Source organism: Bradyrhizobium sp. Arg816, assembly GCF_029989365.1.
Taxonomy (GTDB): Bacteria; Pseudomonadota; Alphaproteobacteria; order Rhizobiales; family Xanthobacteraceae; genus Bradyrhizobium.
In genome coordinates, this window is the sequence record NZ_JAPRAQ010000015.1 from 23,551 (window position 1) to 41,343 (window position 17,793).

Here is a 17,793-nt window from a genome sequence, read left to right on the forward strand (position 1 = left end):
AGTACCGCGAGTCGCAATGCGATATCGGTAGCGAGCCAAAGATGTTCGTGGAAAAACAAGCCAGGCGGAAAAGATCGTGAGTTTCTTCGAGCGTCTCAAGACAGAAGCATCCGTTGAGTGGCGGGCCTACACCGAACATCCCTTCACGAACGGATTGGCAGACGGCTCGCTCCCCGAAGCGGCGTTTCGTCACTACCTCGTTCAGGACTACCTGTTCCTCATCGAGTTTGCTCGCGCCTACGCGCTCGCGGTCTACAAGTCGCCCAGGCTTGCCGACATGCGTGAAGCCGCGGCCGGCCTTTCGGCCATCCTCGATGTCGAGATGAACCTGCATGTAAAGCTCTGTGCCGATTGGGGTCTATCCCCGACCGATCTTGAACAAACCCCTCCGGCAGTCGAGATGCTGGCCTATACACGTTACGTGCTCGACGCGGGAATGCGCGGCGATCTGCTGGCACTCAAGGTGGCGCTTGCTCCCTGCGTGATCGGGTACGCTGAGATCGCAACGCGGCTCGCCTCGCGACCCGATGCCGACGCTGCGGCGAACGCCTATCGCGTCTGGATCGCCGAGTACGCCAGCGTGCCGTACCAGGAGGTCGCTGCCAAAGCGCGGGCGCACTTGGAGCATCTCGCCGATCTCTACGCCACGCCGGCCCGCGAGGCCGAGCTGATTGCGATCTTCAAGGAAGCCACCCGGCTCGAGGCAGACTTCTGGGAGATGGCCTGGCGCGCGGGTCAGCGTGTTGAATAATCCTTTGGGCAATCGTCAGGCTCATAGCCTGACGGGCATGTAAATCAGGGTGATCATGCACCTCGATCTGTCGGGCCGAGCTTCCGTTACGATCGGTCTCACTGGGCGGCCCCAATCCGCAGCGCTAATCAAAGCCCACCGGGCGTCGCCAGAAGCTTGAGCGCGCCCATCACTGCGGTGCTGCTCGTCTTTGATCTCGAAGCGGAAGAAATGCGCGGAGTGATCGGCTGCGTCAACATTTCTGGCTTGGTTTGCTCATCCTCCGCGATGTAGCCTGATTGCGCATTGCAATCTGCGTCGATGGCCGTTCTCATCCCAATGACCTCGGCCGCATCGCGCCTAGCCTTCCCGAGGAAATTCGAGCGCAACAATCGTTGGGGATCTCATGTCGAACTCCGATCTCGCGTTGTCGATTGCGCTCGGTGTCGGTCTTGCGGCCGCAACGGGCGTCCGGGTGTTCCTGCCGATGCTGGTTGCCAGCGTGGCCGCTTATTCGGGTTCGCTTCCTTTGGGCGACGGTTTCGCGTGGCTTGGAACACCTGCTGCAATGCTGATGCTAGGCGTGGCCGCCCTCCTGGAGGTGGGTGCGTATTTCATTCCCGGCGTGGACAATTTGCTCGATGTCATCGCCGCGCCGGTCGCCGTGATCGCCGGAGCCATCCTGTCGGCGGCGACCATGGCAGATCTTCCACCGATGATGAAATGGACGGCTGCCATCGTCGCGGGTGGCGGCGCGGCCGGCATCGTGCATGGCGTCACCGCGGCCGTGCGGGCCAAATCGACGGTCCTGACGGCTGGCCTCGGCAACTCGACCGTCGCGACCGCCGAATTGGGAGGTGCACTCCTCGTATCGCTTCTTGCCCTGGCTGCGCCGGTTGCCGCCTTCGTGCTCGTCGTTCTGATGCTCTGGCTGGCGATACGTTTGATCCTGCGCTTGCGGAGGTCAGCTCCTCGCACGGATCAACCGGGATGACCGCGTGACCGCTCGTGCGGCTACCTCGCCCCCGCCACCACCATCACCACGACCGGCAACGTCACCGCCGCCAGCAGCGTCCCCAGCGCCACCGCGCCTGACACCGGGTTCACCAGCCGCTGATACTGCGCCGCGAAGATGTAGGCGTTGGCGCCTGTCGGCATCGCCGCGAACAGCACGATGACGCCGGCTGCGACCGGAGGCAAACCGAGCAACTTGGCCAGCACGAACGCCGCCGCCGGCATCGCCAGCAGCTTCAGCGCGCTCATCACCACGACGCTCAACATCTCGCCCTTCACCTCGAACCGAAACAGGTTGATGCCGAGCGCGATCAGCGCCGCCGGCGATCCCGCCTGCGCGAGCAGCTCGATGGTGCGGTCGACGACGGGGTTGAGGCCGAGTCCCGTAAAACGCCAGATCACGCCAAAACCGATCGCCAGCATCAGCGGATTGCGCGCGAGATCCGCGAGCACGGGGCGGATGACCGACAGGACCGAGCCTGTCCGCTTGCGGCTGACGAGCTCCATCTGCAGGATGCCGCAGAGCCAGAGCAGCGGCGTGTTCACCGACAGGATCAGCGACATCGGGCCCGCGGCCTCGTTGCCGAGCGCCGAGAGCACGAGCGGAATGCCGAGCATCACGATGTTGCCGTAGACCGAGCCGATCGCGAACACGACGCCGTCCTCGCGGTCCTCGCGCCGTTCGCGCAAGCATGCCGAGATCGCCAGCGCCGCGATCCAGGTGATGGCGAGCGCGCCGTAATAGGCGCCCCACATCCGCCAGGGGCTGACATCGGGGAATTCCGACACGACGATGGTTCGGAACAGCAGCGCCGGGATCGCGATGCTGAAGGCGAATTCGGAGATGCCCTTGTGCGCGGTCTCGGAGACGAAGCGAAACAGCACCGACGCATAGCCGGCCGCGATCAGGGCGAACACCGGCGCGACAATCAACACTGTGGCCATGCGCCCCTCATCTCACGGGGACATCACACGACCACCCCACATCCTCGATCGTGCCATTATGCCCCTGTTTTGCCCGACGAGTCAAAACGATTTCGAAAAATCCGTAGAGGTGGATTTTGCGAGGGATATCAAGACCCGGCCTACTGTGCATGGGGTTGTTTTCGCATTTTTTGTTGGAAGGGGGCGGTGGGGGCTCGGGTTGAGGGCCGATCTGGCCAGTATCGACAAAGGGGAAAGCGGTGTAGCGCGGAGCCCTTCCCCACCCGCAACTGTCATCCCCCGCGAAAGCGGGGGATCCAGTACGCCGCGGCCTCTCGTGGAACGTTTGGCGTCTCTGGAATACTGGGGCGCCCGGTCAAGCCGGGCGACGACACCTGAGAGTGTAGCCGGCAGCCCGGCCCCCGCCTGTTGCCGAGACCGCACACGTCTGAGCTTTCGCTTCACGCCTCGTTGCCAACGAACGCCCGTTCACCCACTATTCCCTCTCACTCGACATTTGGGGGCATCGATGCCGGCGTTCCGTTTTAAAAGATCCTTGGCTGCAGCGATCTCGGGCCTTGCCCTCGCCGTCCTGGTCCATCCCGGCGCCGGCTTCGCCTACACGCAGGAGGAGCAGCAGGCCTGCTCGCCGGATGCGATGCGGCTGTGCGGCGAGTTCGTTCCGAACGTCGATGCCATCACCGCCTGCATGATCCGGAAGAAGGCGCAGCTCTCGCCGCAGTGCAAAGTGTTCTTCCGCCAGGGACCCGAGCCGGGCGAGGCCCGCGCCGGCAAGCCGACGGCCAAGAAGAGCACCAAGCCTTCGCAGAAGGCGGCCAAGAAGAAGAAATCCAGCGAAAGCTGAGCGCGGGACCCTGCGTTCTTTCCTTGAAGCTCGTCATGTCAGGTCAACAGCGCGAAGCGCCGTCGCGTCGACGTGTCCTGCATGGGCGTTGCCGGCATCAGCTGCGCGCCAGCCCCCGGACTCCTTTTGTTCGCCTCCGCGTGCGGACGCCTGCGACAATTACCAGCGCGTTCGACGGAAAAGAGTCGCGAGAGGGTTTGCGCGGCGAGGTTGCATTCCGTATTTCCCGCGTTGGCGCCGAAAAGCGTGGGATTGCCGGCGTGAAGGGCGTTTCGTTGCGATTGGTATCCTGGTCGCGCGAAGCAGTGTGACTCAAAAGCCAACACGTCTTGTTATTTCGTGGCTCTGAGGCAACTGCCGATAAATTTTTCTTTCCCGAATCAGCGCGGTGATTCATTTTCGTGACCTGGGGTCAATCTGGAGGCCAAGGGTATGAACGTTATTGTTTTTGCATCGCGTAAAGGCGGCTCGGGCAAGAGTACCCTCGCCGCACATCTTGCCGCGCAGATCAAGGCGAGCAAGCAGGTCATGCTGGTGGACGCGGATCCGCAGGGCTCGCTCACGCTGTGGCACAAGCTGCGCGGCACCAACGAGCCGCCGATCAAGGCTGCGGTGAACTCGGTCAGCGGCATCGTCTCCGCTGCTAAGCGCGACGGTTATGAATGGGTGTTGATCGACACGCCGCCGAATCTGTCGGCCGTCGTCGACGACGCGATCAAGAACGCGACCATGGTGGTCATTCCGGCGCGCCCCGGCGTGTTCGACGTCAACGCGGTGCAGGAAACGATCCAGATGTGCCGCGCGGCGCGCAAGCCCTACGCGGTCGTGCTCAACGGTGCGCCGGCGCGCCGCGACGAGTCCGAAAGCCCGATCGTCACCATCGCCCGCGAGGCTCTGGCGAAATTCCGCGCGCCGGTGTGGGGCGGCCAGATCACCAACCGTTCGGATTTGCTGATGGCGCTCAGCCACGGCGAGGGCGCGCGCGAGTATCAGGCCGAGAGCCGTGCGGCCCAGGAAATCGCAAGGCTGTGGGCGGCGATCGAGCGTTCAGTGAAGGCTATTCGCGGCACGGCGTCGGCATCCGGCGCAATGCACAAGCAGGCGGCATAATTTTCATTAATCATTCCCCGGACGGAAAGCGCGCGGAAGTCCGCGCGTTTTGCGTTTTGGTCCGGTGGAGACGAGCTACGCCACCATCAGCATGTAGAACACGATGACCGGCGACAGCGTCAGGATCACCGACCAGATGCCGGCGGCCCAGAGAATGTCCTCGGTGGTAAAGCTCTGCTGTCCGGCGTCGTAATGCGACGCCACTTCATTCTGGGTATTCACGAAACGCCCCCGCGATTTCTTCGCTTATGGGCGCCAGTGATAGCCGCGATGTTTTAACATTCCGGGTCGCAATTTCGGGCGCATTCGAACACAGGTGCTACCACGGATTAACCATGCCGGCGCGGTGCGCGCGTTCGCGCGCGGTTTAACCACGGGGCCCGTTCTTACCCTCCCCTGGAGGGGGAGGGTCGCTAGGCATTGCGCGAAGCGAAATGCGTAGCGGGGTGGGGTGACAGTCTCGCCGCATCGAACGGTGCCCGAGCGGAGAGATCACCCCACCCCGCTCGCGCTGCGCGCGATCGACCCTCCCCCTCCAGGGGAGGGTGAAGGACTCGCGCCACCGCTAGACCCAGTCGCTGTATTTCCTTCTGATCTCGTCGATGTAGTCCGCGCGCGATTTCACCTCATCCGCGGTCAATCCGATATCGCGCCGCAGCCAGTCGGATAACTCGCTCGCATATGAAACGCGTTGCCATGCCGCCTTCAGCGCTTCGCGCCATTGACGAATGTCCATAGGTCGATCTCTTTTTCCGGATTGAGATGGTGTCGAGTGGACACGACGCTGCCTTCCCTCTCCCGCGCCGGGAGAAGGGGGGCGGCGTGCGTGTGAAGAGAGGAAGCGGTGGCGCTACGCGGCGACTTTGATCCGTCGCTCGATCTCGCGGTCGATCTGGGCGGCGAGCTCGCTGCTCACTTCGACCATCGGCAGGCGCACTTCGGGGCTGTCGATGAGGCCGCACCGCCACAGCCAGTACTTCGCCGGCGCCGGGCTCGGCTCGGTGAACAACAGGCGCGTCAGCTCGGCGACCTCGTGCCAGCGCGCCTGCGCCGCGTCGTGGTTGCCTCGCTTCACCTCGGCATACACGGAAGCAAACGTCGCGGTCTCGACATGGGCGGACAGCACGATGCCGCCGTCGGCGCCGTCGGTGAGCGCCTCAAAATAGTTCGCGTCCTCGCCGGTGAGCACGCGAAAGTCCTTCGGCCTGTCGCGCAGCAGCGCGATGGATTGTTCGCGGCTCGCGCCGCAATCCTTCAGCCCGACGATGTTCCGATGTTCGGCGAGCCGCAGCAGCGTCTGGTTGGTGATGTTGACCGAGGTGCGATAGGGGATGTTGTAGAGCGCGATCGGCCACGCGGCGTGATCGGCAAGGGCTTCGAAATGAGCCAGCAGCCCGCGCTGCGAGGGCCGCACATAATAGGGGCTCGCGATCAGATAACCGTCGATCGGCCAGTCGGCGGTCTCGTCGAGGTGCTCCTTCAGCCGCGAGGTGTCCGCGCCTGACAATCCGAGGCAGATCGGAATGCTGCGGCGCCCCGCCGCCATCTCGTCGCGAACGATGGCGACGAGGCGTTCGAGCTCGGCCTCGCGCAGCGTCATGCCTTCGCCCGAGGTCGCCCCCAGGATGAAGCCGTCGACGGCCTGTCCGCTGTAATGTCGCGTCAGCCGCCGCAGCGACCTCTCGTCGAGAGCGCCGTCGCGAAACGGCGTCACCAGCGGCAGCCAGAGTCCGTGCAGATGATCTTGTAGACCGGTCATTTTCCATCTCCTTCTCGGGAAAAAAACCTGAGACGGAGGGCACATGAAAAAACCCCGTCCAGGCGGCGGGGTTTTCGGGATTTGCTTGCGATGACGAAGCCGTGTTAGCGCGCGCAAAAATCCGAGGTCCCCGCATGGGGCCCTTTTTTCGAGGCGACTGCCTTGAACGAGATTGCGCACGACTTCGTGATCATTCGCAAATGATGCGGGGTGTGCGTGGAACTGTCAATACACGCGGAGCGCGATACCCGAATGGGACAGAAAAAAAGCCGGGCTCAAGCGAGCCCGGCTTAAGGTATTGGCCACGTGAGGCCGACACAATCACCTTCCAAGAGGGATTACTGAACTCCCGCGCCACTGGAGGAGGGGGACAAATGCGCAACGCGAAGGCTCAGCGTGCAAGCAGTATGAGCTTGGCGAGCGCCATGCAGCAACAGCCGAGGCCGCATGTCAGACATGCGGAAATCAGGAAGGCCAGCGCTGCGCCTTGCTCACCACGAAGTCGCGGAACACCTGCACGCGTGCGACCGTCTTCAACTCCTCGGGATAGACGAAATACGTGTCGAGCTGGATCGAATCCGATTCGCCGAACAGCTGCACCAGGCGGCTCTGTTCCTCGATCAGATAGTCCGGCAGCGCCGCGATGCCGAGGCCCTGCTGACAGGCGCGGACAAGACCGAGGATGTTGTTCACTCTGAAATAGGCCTCGCGCGGACCAGAGCCGTTGCGGCCGGCTTCGACCAGCCAGTTGCGGTTCTGAAGATGCGGCGCGAAGTTGCCGTCGGAGAGCGTGATGATGCGGTGGGAGTCGAGCTCCTCGAGCGTGCGCGGCGTGCCGAAGCGCTTGATGTAGTCAGGCGAGCAATAGGCGTGGAAGCCCATCGCGAACAGCTTGCGCTGAATGAGATCCGGCTGCGTCGGCTTGCGGGTGCGGATCGCGACGTCCGCTTCGCGCATCGACAGGTCGAGCTCCTCGTCGGTGACGATCAGCGAGATCCGGATCTCCGGATAGAGCGCCGTGAACTCGCCGAGCCGCGGGATCAGCCAGTTGATGCCGACGCCGGGCGTGGTGGTGATCTTGAGGTCGCCGCTCGGCCGCTCGCGGCTGTCGGTCAGCTTGGCGCGCGCCGCCTGCAGCTGCATGAACACGTCATGCGCGGTGCGGAACAGCAGGTCGCCCTGCTCGGTGAGGATCAGGCCGCGGGCGTGGCGGTGGAACAGCGAGACCGAGAGCTCCTGCTCCAGCGCCGAGACCTGGCGGGACACCGCCGATTGCGACAGGCCGAGCTGCTCGCCCGCATGCGTGAAGCTGCCCGCTTCCGCCGCCGCGTGAAACACCTTCAGCTTGTCCCAATCCATATCCGTAAATCCGTCGCGTGTTCGAGGCATGATCTTTATTCCGCTGCAGCGCGCTCGCTGGCGCGCAGGGCCAGGAAACGTTCGGCTTCGAGAGCTGCCATGCAACCGAGGCCGGCGGCCGTCACGGCCTGGCGATAGGTCTCGTCGGCGACGTCGCCGGCGGCGAACAGGCCGGGCACCGAGGTGGCGGTCGAGTTAGGGGCGACCTCGACATAGCCCGACCGTTTCAGCTTGACTTGGTCCTTCACGAGCTCGGTCGCCGGCGCGTGGCCGATGGCGATGAAGACACCGTCGGTCCGCACATCGGTCAAGGCACCGGTCTTGACGTTCTTCAGTCGCACATGGGTGACCTTGTTCGGGTTCTCGGTGCCGCAGATCTCGTCGACCGCGGAGTCCCAGACCACCTTGATCTTCGGGTGCTTGAACAGGCGCTCCTGCAGGATGCGCTCGGCGCGGAAGTGATCGCGACGATGCACGATGGTGACCTGCGAGGCATGGTTGGTGAGGTACAGGGCTTCCTCGACCGCGGTATTGCCGCCGCCGACCACCACGACTTCCTTGTTGCGGTAGAAGAAGCCGTCGCAGGTGGCGCAGGCCGACACGCCGCCGCCCTGGAATTTCGTTTCCGACGGCAGCCCGAGCCAGCGCGCTTGCGCGCCGGTGGCGAGGATGACGGCCTCGGCGAGATAGACGTCGCCGCTGTCGCAGGTGAGGCGGAACGGCCGCTGCGTCGTCTCCAGCTTGGTGACCAGGTCGGAGACGATCTTGGTGCCGACATGGACCGCCTGCTTCTCCATCTGCTCCATCAGCCAGGGGCCCTGGATCACGTCGGCGAAGCCCGGATAGTTCTCGACGTCGGTGGTGATGGTGAGCTGGCCGCCCGCCTGGATCCCCTGGATCAGGATCGGCTCGAGCATTGCGCGCGCGGCGTAGATCGCCGCCGTGTAGCCAGCGGGGCCGGAGCCAATAATGACGACCTTTGCATGAACAGTGGCAGACATTTTGACGGACGCCTTTCACGGGGGATCTGCAGCGCGGGTGCGGAACGTGCCGGGAGGCCTCGCGGAAGCGCTGAAATATCAGAGCTAATCTAAGCCTTCTGGTGAGCTATGCAAGAATTGCATTCCCTGTCGGCGGATTTTTCCAACAGGGAACAAAAGTCGATTGCGCTGCACGCGCAATAAAATTGCGCAATTGCTGCGGACTGGCTATGAGGATTGCGTCAAATCCACCAATACAACCGCAAAGGCCAGGAGTTCCAATCACGTGTCGCGGAACCTAGACGAGATCGACCTGAAAATTCTCACCGAGGTCCAGGCCGACGGTCGAATCACGAATGTCGAGCTGGCCAAGCGCGTCGGCATCTCGCCGCCACCTTGCCTCCGCCGCGTTCGCGCGCTGGAGGAGGAGGGCTATATCCACGGCTATCGTGGCCTGCTCGACGCCCGCAAGCTCGGCTTCGACGTCACTGTGTTCGCCGCCGTGCACCTGTCCAGCCAGGCCGAGGCGGATTTGCGCGCCTTCGAGGAGTTCGTCCGCGCCGAGCCCCTGGTGCGGGAATGCTGGATGCTGTCGGGCGAGGTCGATTTCATCCTGAAATGCGTCGCGCCGGACATGGCCACCTTCCAGGATTTCGTCACGCACCTCACCGCCGCGCCCCATGTGCGTAACGTGCGGACGTCGCTGGTGCTGCATAATTCGAAATACGAGGCGGCGGTGCCGCTTGATGTGAAGGGAAGAAGGTAAGCCTTCTCCCTCTCCCGGTTCTTGCGGGGAGGCACACGGCACTCGGCAATACCCCGAAACAAAAAGGCCGCGCAGTGCGCGGCCTTTTCGAAACATCATCACGCCCGGCGGCAAATCCTTACCGCCACTCCACCTTGGTGATCTCATACGCCTTGGCGCCGCCGGGGGCGTTGACCTCGACGGTCGAACCCTTCTTCTTGCCGATCAGCGCGCGCGCGAGCGGCGAGGTGATGGAGATGCGGCCCTTCTTGGCGTCGGCCTCGACCTCGCCGACGATCTGCCACACCGTCTTCTTCTCGGTGTCCTCGTCGACCAGCGTCACGGTGGCGCCGAACTTGATGGTGTCGCCGGACAGCTTGGAAATATCGATGATGTCGGCGCGCGCGAGCTTGTCCTCGAGCTCGGCGATGCGGCCTTCATTGTGGGACTGCTCTTCCTTCGCGGCATGATATTCCGCGTTTTCCGACAGGTCGCCGTGCGAGCGCGCTTCCGCAATATGCTCGATGATGCGCGGACGGTCCTCGGACTGGCGCTTCTTCAATTCTTCCCCGAGCGCGGCAAAGCCGCCCGCTGTCATCGGAACCTTTTCCATCTCTTCTCTCGTCCTTCGATCGCGCGCCCCACGAAAACAGAGGGCGCGGCAACCTTGATTCGTCAGTATGTCCGGGGGGCTGAACACGCCGCCGCCGGAGCGTTATGTGGTTCTGGCGCCGGAACAGAACAACCACAATGCCCGGACAGTTCCTCCGGCCATTGTGGCTTCATTGCCAATTACTTACCGGCAGCCTAGCCGCCACTAGCGATCAGGTTTCCGAAAAGTAGCTCTGCAGGGTCCGAACCTCAAGGTCCCCGCCCAGATAGGCGCGGATGCCCTGCGCGGCCGCCACGGCCCCGGAAAGAGTGGTGTAATACGGCACTTTATGCAAGAGGGCCGCGCGCCGCAGCGAACGGCTGTCGGCGAGGGCCTGCGGGCCTTCGGTGGTGTTGAGGACGAGCTGGACGTCGCCATTGGTGATGGCATCGACGATGTGCGGCCGTCCCTCAAGCACCTTGTTGACCTTCTCGGTCGGGATGCCCTGATCGGTCAGGAAGCGCGCCGTGCCCGATGTCGCCAGCACCTTGAAGCCGAGCGAATGCAATTCGCGAACGGCCTCGGCGATGCGCGTCTTGTCGCTCTCGCGAACTGAGACGAACACCGTGCCCTTGCGCGGCACCCGCGTGCCGCCGCCGAGCTGACTCTTGGCAAATGCCACCGCGAAGGAGCTGTCGATGCCCATGACCTCGCCGGTCGAGCGCATCTCGGGGCCGAGCACCGTGTCGACGCCGGGGAAGCGGGCGAACGGAAACACCGATTCCTTCACGCCGACATGCTTGAAGTCCGCCTTCTTCAGCTTGAAGTCGGCGAGCTTCTCGCCGGCCATGATGCGCGCCGCGATCTTGGCGACCGGCGTGCCGACCACCTTGGCGACGAAGGGCACCGTGCGCGAGGCGCGCGGGTTGACTTCGAGCACGTAGATCTCGCCGTCCTTGATCGCGTATTGCACATTCATCAGGCCGACGACGTCGAGGCCGAGCGCCAGCTCGCGCGTCTGCCGCTCCAGCTCCTCAATCATCCTGGCATCGAGCGAGTGCGGCGGCAGCGAGCAGGCGCTGTCGCCGGAATGGATGCCGGCTTCCTCGATGTGCTCCATGATGCCGACGATGAAGGTGTCCTTGCCGTCGCAGAGGCAGTCGACGTCGATCTCCGTCGCATCGGACAGATAGCGGTCGAACAGCAGCGGGTTCTTGCCGAGCACGGTGTTGATCTGCCCGGTCTTGTCGTTCGGGTAGCGCGCCTTGACGTCGGCCGGCACCAGCTCCGGCAGCGTGCCGAGCAGATAGTCGCCGAGCTGGTTCTCCTCGCGGATGATCTGCATCGCGCGGCCGCCGAGCACGTAGGACGGGCGCACCACCAGCGGCAGGCCGAGATCGGTTGCGACCAGGCGCGCCTGCTCGACCGAATAGGCGATGCCGTTCTTCGGCTGCTTCAGCCGGAGCTTGTCGAGCACGCGCTTGAAGCGGTCGCGGTCTTCGGCAAGGTCGATGGCGTCGGGCGAGGTGCCGAGGATCGGCACTTCGGCGGCTTCCAGCGCACGCGCCAGCTTCAGCGGGGTCTGGCCGCCGAACTGCACGATCACGCCGTGCAGCGTGCCGTTCGTGCGCTCCTTCGCGATGATCTCCAGCACGTCCTCGGCGGTGAGCGGCTCGAAATAGAGCCGGTCGGCGGTGTCGTAGTCGGTCGACACCGTCTCGGGGTTGCAGTTGACCATGATGGATTCATAGCCGGCGTCATGCAGCGCGAAGCAGGCGTGACAGCAGCAATAGTCGAACTCGATGCCCTGGCCGATGCGGTTCGGTCCGCCACCGAGGATGATGACCTTCTTCTTGTCAGACGGCGCGCTCTCGTCCGCCGGTGCGCCCGCGAACGGCGCCTCATAGGTCGAATACATATAGGCGGTGGGCGAGGCGAACTCGGCCGCGCAAGTGTCGATGCGCTTGTACACCGGGCGGACGTCGAGCGCGTGGCGCTTGGCTGTCACCTCGGCCTCCGTCGACGCCACCAGCACGGCAAGCCGCGCGTCCGAGAAGCCCATGGTCTTGAGCGAGCGCATGCCGAAGGCGTTGCCGGGCAGGCCGTTCTTGCGGACCTTCTCTTCCATGTCGACGATGCCGCGCATCTCGCTGAGGAACCACGGATCGATCTTGCAGGAGTTGAATATCTCCTCGTTGGTCCAGCCGAGCCGCATCGCCTGGGCGACCTGAAGGATACGGTTCGGCGTCGGCGTGCCGAGCGCGGCGCGGATCGCGTTCTTGTCGTCGTGTTGGCCCAGCCCCTCGATCTCGATCTCGTCGAGCCCGGTCAGGCCGGTCTCGAGTCCGCGCAGTGCCTTCTGCAGGCTCTCCTGGAAGGTACGGCCGATCGCCATCACTTCGCCGACCGACTTCATCGACGTGGTCAGCGTGGTCGATGCGCCGGGGAATTTCTCGAAGGCGAAGCGCGGAATCTTGGTGACGACGTAGTCGATGGTCGGCTCGAACGAGGCCGGCGTCGCGCCGCCGGTGATGTCGTTGGCGATCTCGTCCAGCGTGTAGCCGACCGCGAGCTTGGCGGCGACCTTGGCGATCGGGAAGCCGGTGGCCTTCGAGGCCAGTGCGGACGACCGCGACACGCGCGGGTTCATCTCGATCACGACCATGCGGCCGTCTTCGGGATTGACGCCGAACTGCACGTTGGAGCCGCCGGTCTCGACGCCGATCTCGCGCAACACCGCCAGCGAGGCGTCGCGCATGATCTGATATTCCTTGTCGGTCAGCGTCAGCGCCGGCGCGACCGTGATGGAGTCGCCCGTGTGCACGCCCATCGGATCGAGGTTCTCGATCGAGCAGACGATGATGCAATTGTCTTTCTTGTCGCGCACGACCTCCATCTCGTACTCTTTCCAGCCGAGCACGGATTCTTCGATCAGCACTTCGTTGGTGGGAGACGCATCCAGGCCGCGCTCGATGATGTCGAGGAACTCTTCCTTGTTGTAGGCGATGCCGCCGCCGGTGCCGCCCATCGTGAAGGAGGGACGGATGATCGCGGGCAGGCCGATCTCGGACAACGCCATCAGCGCCTGGCCGAGCGCATATTCCTGGTAGCGCTTGCGGCGGTCGCTTTCGCCGAGCACCCATTGCCGTTCGTGTTCCTCGAGGGCGGCACCCGACAGCTTCTCGCGTTCGGCCCGGTGCTTGTCGCGGAAGGACTTCTTCAACTCGGACGCGTTGGCGAGCCGCGACTTTGGCGTCTCAAGCCCGATCTTGGTCATGGCCTCGCGGAACAGCTGACGGTCTTCCGCCTTGTCGATCGCATCCGCGGTCGCGCCGATCATCTCGACGTCGAACTTCTCCAGCGTGCCCTGCCGGCGCAGCGACAGCGCGCAGTTCAGCGCGGTCTGTCCGCCCATGGTCGGCAGCAGCGCGAAGCCGCCGGGAATGACGTGACGTTCCTTCTCGATGATCTTGGCGACGATCTCGGGCGTGATCGGCTCGATATAGGTGGCGTCGGCCAATTCCGGGTCGGTCATGATGGTGGCCGGGTTGGAATTGACGAGGACGATGCGATAGCCCTCTTCCTTCAACGTCTTCACCGCTTGCGTGCCCGAATAGTCGAACTCGCAGGCCTGGCCGATCACGATGGGACCGGCGCCGATGATCAGGATGGTGGTGATGTCTGTACGTTTGGGCATCAACTCTCGCCGAAGTGGAATTTGGGCACAAAAAAAGGGCGCGCTTGCCGCGCGTCCCCTTGAGCCGAGAGCGCGGGGTCTCCCCTCGCGCGCGGGTGGGTCTTAGACCAGTTTTCGGGGCGGCGAAACCCCGAAAACGCCCATCAACCGGCAATTTTGACGGGTTTTGGACGTGCCTGCCAGCCACGGGCGAGATGCACCAGCAGCGAGGCCGCAACGCTCGATCCGCCGATCCAGCCAAGGTCGGTCGGCGAGAGGGTGGCCAGCACCGCGCCACCCAGGGCCCCGCCGATGGCGAAGCCGAGATACATGGCGGAGGCGTTGAGCGAGAGTGCGATCATCGAGGCCTGCGGCTCGATCCGGATGATGCTGGCGATCTGAGCCGGATAGAACGCCCAGCCCGAGATGCCCCAGAGGAAGATCGCGCCCAGCACCGCATAATGCGCCTGTCCCGGCATCAACTTCAGGACCAGCGAATGCAGGATCAGGGCGCTCGCCATGCCGGCGAGCCCGAGACCTGCGGTGGCGAGCGTCCCAAGCCGGTCGGCCAGGACGCCGCCCAGCATGTTCCCGATGGCGGCGGCGCCGCCAAACACCAGCAGTGCGAGGCTGATCTGCGCGGCGTCGAAGCCGAGGCCGCGCAACGGGACTGCGAAATAGGTGAACACGGTGAAGCCGCCGAGCGCCCATAAGATGGTGATCAGAAGCGCGATCACGACATTGCTGTGACGCGCCACCGCCAGCCGTTCGCTGAGCGAGGCGGTGTTGCGCGGCAGGCCACGGGGCAGGCCAAGCAGCAGGCCGGCAAGCGCAACCGCGCCGATCAGCGCCACCATGGCAAAGGTCGCGCGCCAGCCGAGCAGGCTGCCGACGAGATTGCCGAGCGGGACGCCGATCACGGTCGCAACCGTGAGGCCCGAGGTGACCAGCGCCACCGCGCGGCCGCGCCGTTCGGGCGCGGCGACGGCCACCGATACGGCGAGCGCCGTCGGCATGCACAGTCCGGAGCCCAGCGCCATCAGCATGCGGGAGGCCAGCAGCAGGGCGTAGCTGGAAGCCAGCGTCGCGACGAGATTTCCGGCGATGAAGGTCGATAGCGCCAGGGCCAGCACGGTGCGCCGGTCGATATTGTTCAGTGTCACCGCCAGGATCGGCGAACCCACCGCATAGGTGAGGGCGTAGGCGGTGACCAATTGGCCGGCGGCCGGGACGGAAATCGAAAGATCGGCGGCGATCGACGGCAAAAGCCCTGCAATGACAAAGCCTTCGGTACCAATCGCGAAGGCCGCGAGAGCCAGCCAGAACACGCTCATTGGACAATATCCCATGTTCAACGTTTTTTGAACTATTGAACGCGATGGCTGAGAAGTCAATTGGTTCAAGAACTATTGAACATCGCGGCCAGTTTGCTATGATTCCGAACCATGAGCCGCACGCCTCTTCATCCCACCCGCGAGCAGATCGAGCTGCCGATGGTTCTGGATTGCCTGAGTGATCCGATCCGGTTGGCCATCGTCTATCAGCTCGCCCAGCAGGAACGTGTCAGCAGCGAGCTCTGCTGTGGCGACTTCAGCGGCCTCGCCGGCAAATCCAACCTCGCCTACCATTTCGCCAAGCTGCGCGAATGCGGCCTGATGCTGACGCGCGTGGCTGGCACCAACCGCTTCATGCGGCTCCGCCGCGAGGATCTGGACGTGCGCTTTCCGGGGCTGCTCGATGCTGTCCTCAGCTCCGCAGCCAAGGATGCCGACCGGCTACAGCTGCTGCCCGAGTGCGAGACGGTCGAAGTGGATTGAAGTTGAGCGGGTTGCGCGCAGACAGCTGAGATCCCGTCCGTCTTCGCTTTCGCTTCGCTACAGCTACGCCGGACACGCTACGCCCCTTCGGGCCTGGCGTGGCTGCGCCACGCGTAGCCCCGCAGGGGCGAAGCGTGGAGACCCGGCCTGGATTTGAACCAGGATGAAGAGCGTTGCACCGCCCTCGCGTAGACGCTTCCGCCACCGGGCCGCGACGATCTTTACCTATCGGCGTGTGACAAGCCACCTCGGGCAGTCATTATGCTTAACGAACCAGAGGCGGCCGCGCGATGAAGGTCATGCGCCAGCGATTATGGCCGATATTGGTGTGGGCGCGCTGGACAGCGAAGCCGGCCGCGGTCAGCTTGGCGACGATCTCGTCCTCGCCATAGCGCTGAAGCCCGATGCGCGTGCGCAGATGACGGTAATCTGACAGCGCGGTGCTGATCAGCCCGATCAGCGCGTCCTTCAGGAAGCCGTGACGCAGGCCGAAGCTGAGCAGCGCCATCACATCCCTGAACATGCCGACATTGGGCTGCAAGATATCTCCGAGCACGAGCTTGCCGGACGGGGTCAGCAATCGCCGCATGTTGACAAGCGCGGCATCGAGCTCCTCCGGCGTCATGTATTGCGCGACCGAGTTCATCACCGCGAGGTCGATCGACTGGTCCTGCATTTTGCGGACGTCGTCGAGTGAGCGGACGCGGATCTTGGTGTTCGGGGCAAATCGCGCGATCAGCCGGCCACGCACGCCGGGGGCGGGCTCGGCGAGAATCAGCTTGCCGCAGGCCGCGGCCACCTGGCTCGCCGACAACGCCTCGCCGCAGGCATAGTCGAGCACGGTCGCCTCGGGCGATGAGATGTAGCCGATGATGTCCCGCGCGATGATCTGGAAGTGCAAGTCGCGATGCAGCTTGCTGACATAGATCGTATGCGTGGAGTCGTAATAATCGATCCAATCGTCCATGGTATTTTGTAGGTCCCGGCCAAACGGTTCCTGTCAAGGAACCGGCGCTGCCCGCCTTGCGTTAGGGGTGCGACGGTGCGCCGTCAATGTCCGCGTCCTAACAGGAAGGTCTCCCGTGAGCAAAGCCCCCACCAAGGTCTCGCCCGATCTCGATACCCCCACCGATCTGTCGCCGGACGGGGTCAAGAAGGTCTCGGAGGCGCTCAACGTGCTTCTGGCCGATGCGTTCGCGCTCTATCTGAAGACCAAGAATTTCCACTGGCACATCAGCGGCCGGCATTTCCGCGACTATCATCTGCTGCTCGACGAGCAGTCCGACCAGATCTTCGCCACCACCGACCAGCTCGCCGAACGCGTCCGCAAGATCGGCGGCACCACGCTGAAGTCGATCGGCCAGGTCGCAAAGCTCCAGACCATCAAGGACAACAACGAGGACTACGTCCCGCCACGCGAGATGCTGCGCGAGCTGATGCAGGACAACAAGCACGTCGCCGCGGCGATGCGTAAGGCACACGAGGTCTGCGACGACGCCGGCGATGTCGCCAGCGCCAGCATCCTCGAAAACTTCATCGACGAGACCGAGCGCCGGACGTGGTTCCTGTTCGAGGCCACGCGCCAGGAAGGCGGCAACGAGGCGTAGGGAATTGCGTAGGGTGGGCAAAGGCGCGCTTCTTGCGCGCCGTGCCATTACATCAGTGGACGCATACTCCGCTGTCGTCCCGGACAAGCGCGCCTTAAGCGCGGGCCGATCCGGGACCATAACCACAGGAGTGGTTGTGGCGCGGGCTGGTCATCACGAGTCTTCGCCAAACTTGTTCTTGGGATTATGGACCCGGATCATCGCTCGCTCCGCTCGCCTGTCGGGGACGACGGCGGAATTGGGACCATAGGATAGGGCGGCCTGAGCGCCGTCATCGCGATCTGGCGTGGCGCTGCAGCCATGCCAGCAATTTGGCGAATTCAGGCGACATGGCGGTATCGGCCCCCGAGAGCACGGTGTGCTGACCGTCGTTCTCGATCGAGATCGCGTACGACATCAGGTCGCGTCCGCTATCGGTGCGCGGCGGCGCGGGGCGGGCGGCGACGGCGTCTGCCACGAGTTCGCCGAGCTCCTTCGCCTTGGCAGGATCGAGCACGGCCGAATCGACCACGAGCGGCGGGCGCTGGAGAAAAACTCCCGCGCCCTGTCCGCCGTGTTGAGCTAGGCTGATCTTCATGGCCGCATGTTATCTACGCTCGGCCTCCTGGTCACGGG

Annotated in this window: 19 protein-coding genes and 1 tRNA gene; 7 read left to right on the top strand and 13 right to left on the bottom strand. The window is 64.0% G+C overall.

All coding sequences use genetic code 11. From position 1 onward, the window contains the following. Positions 1 to 76: 76 nt before the first annotated feature. Complete coding sequence (gene tenA / locus OWC48_RS30000; RefSeq protein ID WP_282523225.1) at positions 77 to 751, top strand: thiaminase II; 675 nt, start codon at positions 77 to 79, stop codon at positions 749 to 751. A gap of 128 nt (positions 752 to 879) precedes the next feature. On the opposite strand, the gene OWC48_RS30005 is transcribed toward tenA, so the two are convergent. Beyond that, positions 880 to 1,065 (bottom strand): hypothetical protein, encoded by a 186-nt coding sequence (locus OWC48_RS30005; RefSeq protein WP_282523226.1) that lies wholly within the window; start codon positions 1,063 to 1,065, stop codon positions 880 to 882. Positions 1,066 to 1,136: 71 nt separating this feature from the next. On the opposite strand from OWC48_RS30005, the gene OWC48_RS30010 reads away from it, so the two are divergent. After that, a complete protein-coding gene (locus OWC48_RS30010; protein ID WP_282523227.1) occupies positions 1,137 to 1,724 on the top strand; it encodes a DUF4126 domain-containing protein in 588 nt (195 codons plus the stop codon). A 20-nt stretch (positions 1,725 to 1,744) separates the two neighbouring features. On the opposite strand, the gene OWC48_RS30015 is transcribed toward OWC48_RS30010, so the two are convergent. Then, the gene (locus tag OWC48_RS30015) at positions 1,745 to 2,689 is read right to left on the bottom strand and encodes an AEC family transporter (protein ID WP_282523228.1); all 945 of its coding nucleotides are present in this window, start codon (positions 2,687 to 2,689) and stop codon (positions 1,745 to 1,747) included. Between the two features lie 508 nt (positions 2,690 to 3,197). On the opposite strand from OWC48_RS30015, the gene OWC48_RS30020 reads away from it, so the two are divergent. Both OWC48_RS30020 and OWC48_RS30025 read left to right on the top strand, forming a co-directional pair. Further along, complete coding sequence (locus tag OWC48_RS30020) at positions 3,198 to 3,533, top strand: hypothetical protein (protein ID WP_282523229.1); 336 nt, start codon at positions 3,198 to 3,200, stop codon at positions 3,531 to 3,533. A 432-nt stretch (positions 3,534 to 3,965) separates the two neighbouring features. Beyond that, on the top strand, positions 3,966 to 4,643 hold the full coding sequence (locus OWC48_RS30025) for a ParA family protein (RefSeq protein ID WP_028150667.1): 678 nt from the start codon (positions 3,966 to 3,968) through the stop codon (positions 4,641 to 4,643). A gap of 75 nt (positions 4,644 to 4,718) precedes the next feature. Here the strand turns inward: OWC48_RS30025 and OWC48_RS30030 are convergent, their stop codons facing one another. The 5 genes from OWC48_RS30030 to trxB all read right to left on the bottom strand — a co-directional run bounded on the left by OWC48_RS30030 (position 4,719) and on the right by trxB (position 8,762). Continuing rightward, positions 4,719 to 4,865 (bottom strand): hypothetical protein, encoded by a 147-nt coding sequence (locus tag OWC48_RS30030; protein WP_212484329.1) that lies wholly within the window; start codon positions 4,863 to 4,865, stop codon positions 4,719 to 4,721. Between the two features lie 343 nt (positions 4,866 to 5,208). After that, positions 5,209 to 5,379, bottom strand: coding sequence for a hypothetical protein (locus OWC48_RS30035; RefSeq protein ID WP_282523230.1), 171 nt, complete (start codon positions 5,377 to 5,379; stop codon positions 5,209 to 5,211). A gap of 114 nt (positions 5,380 to 5,493) precedes the next feature. Beyond that, positions 5,494 to 6,402 carry a 4-hydroxy-tetrahydrodipicolinate synthase gene (locus OWC48_RS30040; protein ID WP_282523231.1) on the bottom strand — a complete coding sequence of 303 codons (909 nt, stop codon included), beginning with the start codon at positions 6,400 to 6,402 and terminating at the stop codon, positions 5,494 to 5,496. 465 nt (positions 6,403 to 6,867) lie between these two features. Beyond that, a complete protein-coding gene (locus OWC48_RS30045; protein ID WP_027534296.1) occupies positions 6,868 to 7,791 on the bottom strand; it encodes a LysR family transcriptional regulator in 924 nt (307 codons plus the stop codon). A gap of 5 nt (positions 7,792 to 7,796) precedes the next feature. Next, positions 7,797 to 8,762: a thioredoxin-disulfide reductase gene (trxB, locus tag OWC48_RS30050; protein WP_282523232.1), complete on the bottom strand. Its 966-nt coding sequence runs from the start codon at positions 8,760 to 8,762 to the stop codon at positions 7,797 to 7,799. Positions 8,763 to 9,027: 265 nt separating this feature from the next. Here trxB and OWC48_RS30055 point away from each other — a divergent pair, with 265 nt between their 5' ends. Continuing rightward, positions 9,028 to 9,507 carry an Lrp/AsnC family transcriptional regulator gene (locus OWC48_RS30055; RefSeq protein WP_028150670.1) on the top strand — a complete coding sequence of 160 codons (480 nt, stop codon included), beginning with the start codon at positions 9,028 to 9,030 and terminating at the stop codon, positions 9,505 to 9,507. Between the two features lie 118 nt (positions 9,508 to 9,625). Here OWC48_RS30055 and greA read toward each other — a convergent pair whose 3' ends face one another. The 3 genes from greA to OWC48_RS30070 form a co-directional block, all read right to left on the bottom strand. Then, entirely contained in the window at positions 9,626 to 10,099 is a 474-nt protein-coding gene (gene greA, locus OWC48_RS30060) for a transcription elongation factor GreA (protein WP_007596674.1), read from the bottom strand. Positions 10,100 to 10,310: 211 nt separating this feature from the next. Beyond that, a complete protein-coding gene (gene carB, locus OWC48_RS30065) occupies positions 10,311 to 13,775 on the bottom strand; it encodes a carbamoyl-phosphate synthase large subunit (RefSeq protein ID WP_282523233.1) in 3,465 nt (1,154 codons plus the stop codon). Positions 13,776 to 13,918: 143 nt separating this feature from the next. Then, a complete protein-coding gene (locus OWC48_RS30070; RefSeq protein ID WP_282523234.1) occupies positions 13,919 to 15,088 on the bottom strand; it encodes an MFS transporter in 1,170 nt (389 codons plus the stop codon). 111 nt (positions 15,089 to 15,199) lie between these two features. On the opposite strand from OWC48_RS30070, the gene OWC48_RS30075 reads away from it, so the two are divergent. Further along, positions 15,200 to 15,571: a helix-turn-helix transcriptional regulator gene (locus tag OWC48_RS30075; RefSeq protein ID WP_282523235.1), complete on the top strand. Its 372-nt coding sequence runs from the start codon at positions 15,200 to 15,202 to the stop codon at positions 15,569 to 15,571. Between the two features lie 135 nt (positions 15,572 to 15,706). Here OWC48_RS30075 and OWC48_RS30080 read toward each other — a convergent pair. Then, positions 15,707 to 15,782: transfer RNA gene (locus tag OWC48_RS30080), tRNA-OTHER, on the bottom strand. A 54-nt stretch (positions 15,783 to 15,836) separates the two neighbouring features. Further along, positions 15,837 to 16,538 (bottom strand): class I SAM-dependent methyltransferase, encoded by a 702-nt coding sequence (locus tag OWC48_RS30085; protein WP_282523236.1) that lies wholly within the window; start codon positions 16,536 to 16,538, stop codon positions 15,837 to 15,839. A gap of 115 nt (positions 16,539 to 16,653) precedes the next feature. Between OWC48_RS30085 and OWC48_RS30090 the strand changes: the two genes are divergently transcribed. Next, on the top strand, positions 16,654 to 17,178 hold the full coding sequence (locus OWC48_RS30090) for a Dps family protein (RefSeq protein ID WP_166349351.1): 525 nt from the start codon (positions 16,654 to 16,656) through the stop codon (positions 17,176 to 17,178). Between the two features lie 271 nt (positions 17,179 to 17,449). Here the strand turns inward: OWC48_RS30090 and OWC48_RS30095 are convergent, their stop codons facing one another. Then, positions 17,450 to 17,755 carry a protealysin inhibitor emfourin gene (locus OWC48_RS30095; protein ID WP_282523237.1) on the bottom strand — a complete coding sequence of 102 codons (306 nt, stop codon included), beginning with the start codon at positions 17,753 to 17,755 and terminating at the stop codon, positions 17,450 to 17,452. Positions 17,756 to 17,793: the final 38 nt, after the last annotated feature.

Excerpts from the sequence above, each read along its gene's own strand:
- OWC48_RS30070 (WP_282523234.1), bottom strand. The coding sequence starts at position 15,088 with ATGAGCGTGTTCTGGCTGGCTCTCGCGGCCTTCGCGATTGGTACCGAA.
- carB (WP_282523233.1), bottom strand. The coding sequence starts at position 13,775 with ATGCCCAAACGTACAGACATCACCACCATCCTGATCATCGGCGCCGGT.
- OWC48_RS30010 (WP_282523227.1), top strand. The coding sequence starts at position 1,137 with ATGTCGAACTCCGATCTCGCGTTGTCGATTGCGCTCGGTGTCGGTCTT.
- greA (WP_007596674.1), bottom strand. The coding sequence starts at position 10,099 with ATGGAAAAGGTTCCGATGACAGCGGGCGGCTTTGCCGCGCTCGGGGAA.
- OWC48_RS30045 (WP_027534296.1), bottom strand. The coding sequence starts at position 7,791 with ATGCCTCGAACACGCGACGGATTTACGGATATGGATTGGGACAAGCTG.
- OWC48_RS30025 (WP_028150667.1), top strand. The coding sequence starts at position 3,966 with ATGAACGTTATTGTTTTTGCATCGCGTAAAGGCGGCTCGGGCAAGAGT.
- OWC48_RS30095 (WP_282523237.1), bottom strand. The coding sequence starts at position 17,755 with ATGAAGATCAGCCTAGCTCAACACGGCGGACAGGGCGCGGGAGTTTTT.
- OWC48_RS30040 (WP_282523231.1), bottom strand. The coding sequence starts at position 6,402 with ATGACCGGTCTACAAGATCATCTGCACGGACTCTGGCTGCCGCTGGTG.
- OWC48_RS30015 (WP_282523228.1), bottom strand. The coding sequence starts at position 2,689 with ATGGCCACAGTGTTGATTGTCGCGCCGGTGTTCGCCCTGATCGCGGCC.
- trxB (WP_282523232.1), bottom strand. The coding sequence starts at position 8,762 with ATGTCTGCCACTGTTCATGCAAAGGTCGTCATTATTGGCTCCGGCCCC.
- OWC48_RS30020 (WP_282523229.1), top strand. The coding sequence starts at position 3,198 with ATGCCGGCGTTCCGTTTTAAAAGATCCTTGGCTGCAGCGATCTCGGGC.
- OWC48_RS30075 (WP_282523235.1), top strand. The coding sequence starts at position 15,200 with ATGAGCCGCACGCCTCTTCATCCCACCCGCGAGCAGATCGAGCTGCCG.
- OWC48_RS30085 (WP_282523236.1), bottom strand. The coding sequence starts at position 16,538 with ATGGACGATTGGATCGATTATTACGACTCCACGCATACGATCTATGTC.
- OWC48_RS30005 (WP_282523226.1), bottom strand. The coding sequence starts at position 1,065 with ATGAGAACGGCCATCGACGCAGATTGCAATGCGCAATCAGGCTACATC.
- OWC48_RS30035 (WP_282523230.1), bottom strand. The coding sequence starts at position 5,379 with ATGGACATTCGTCAATGGCGCGAAGCGCTGAAGGCGGCATGGCAACGC.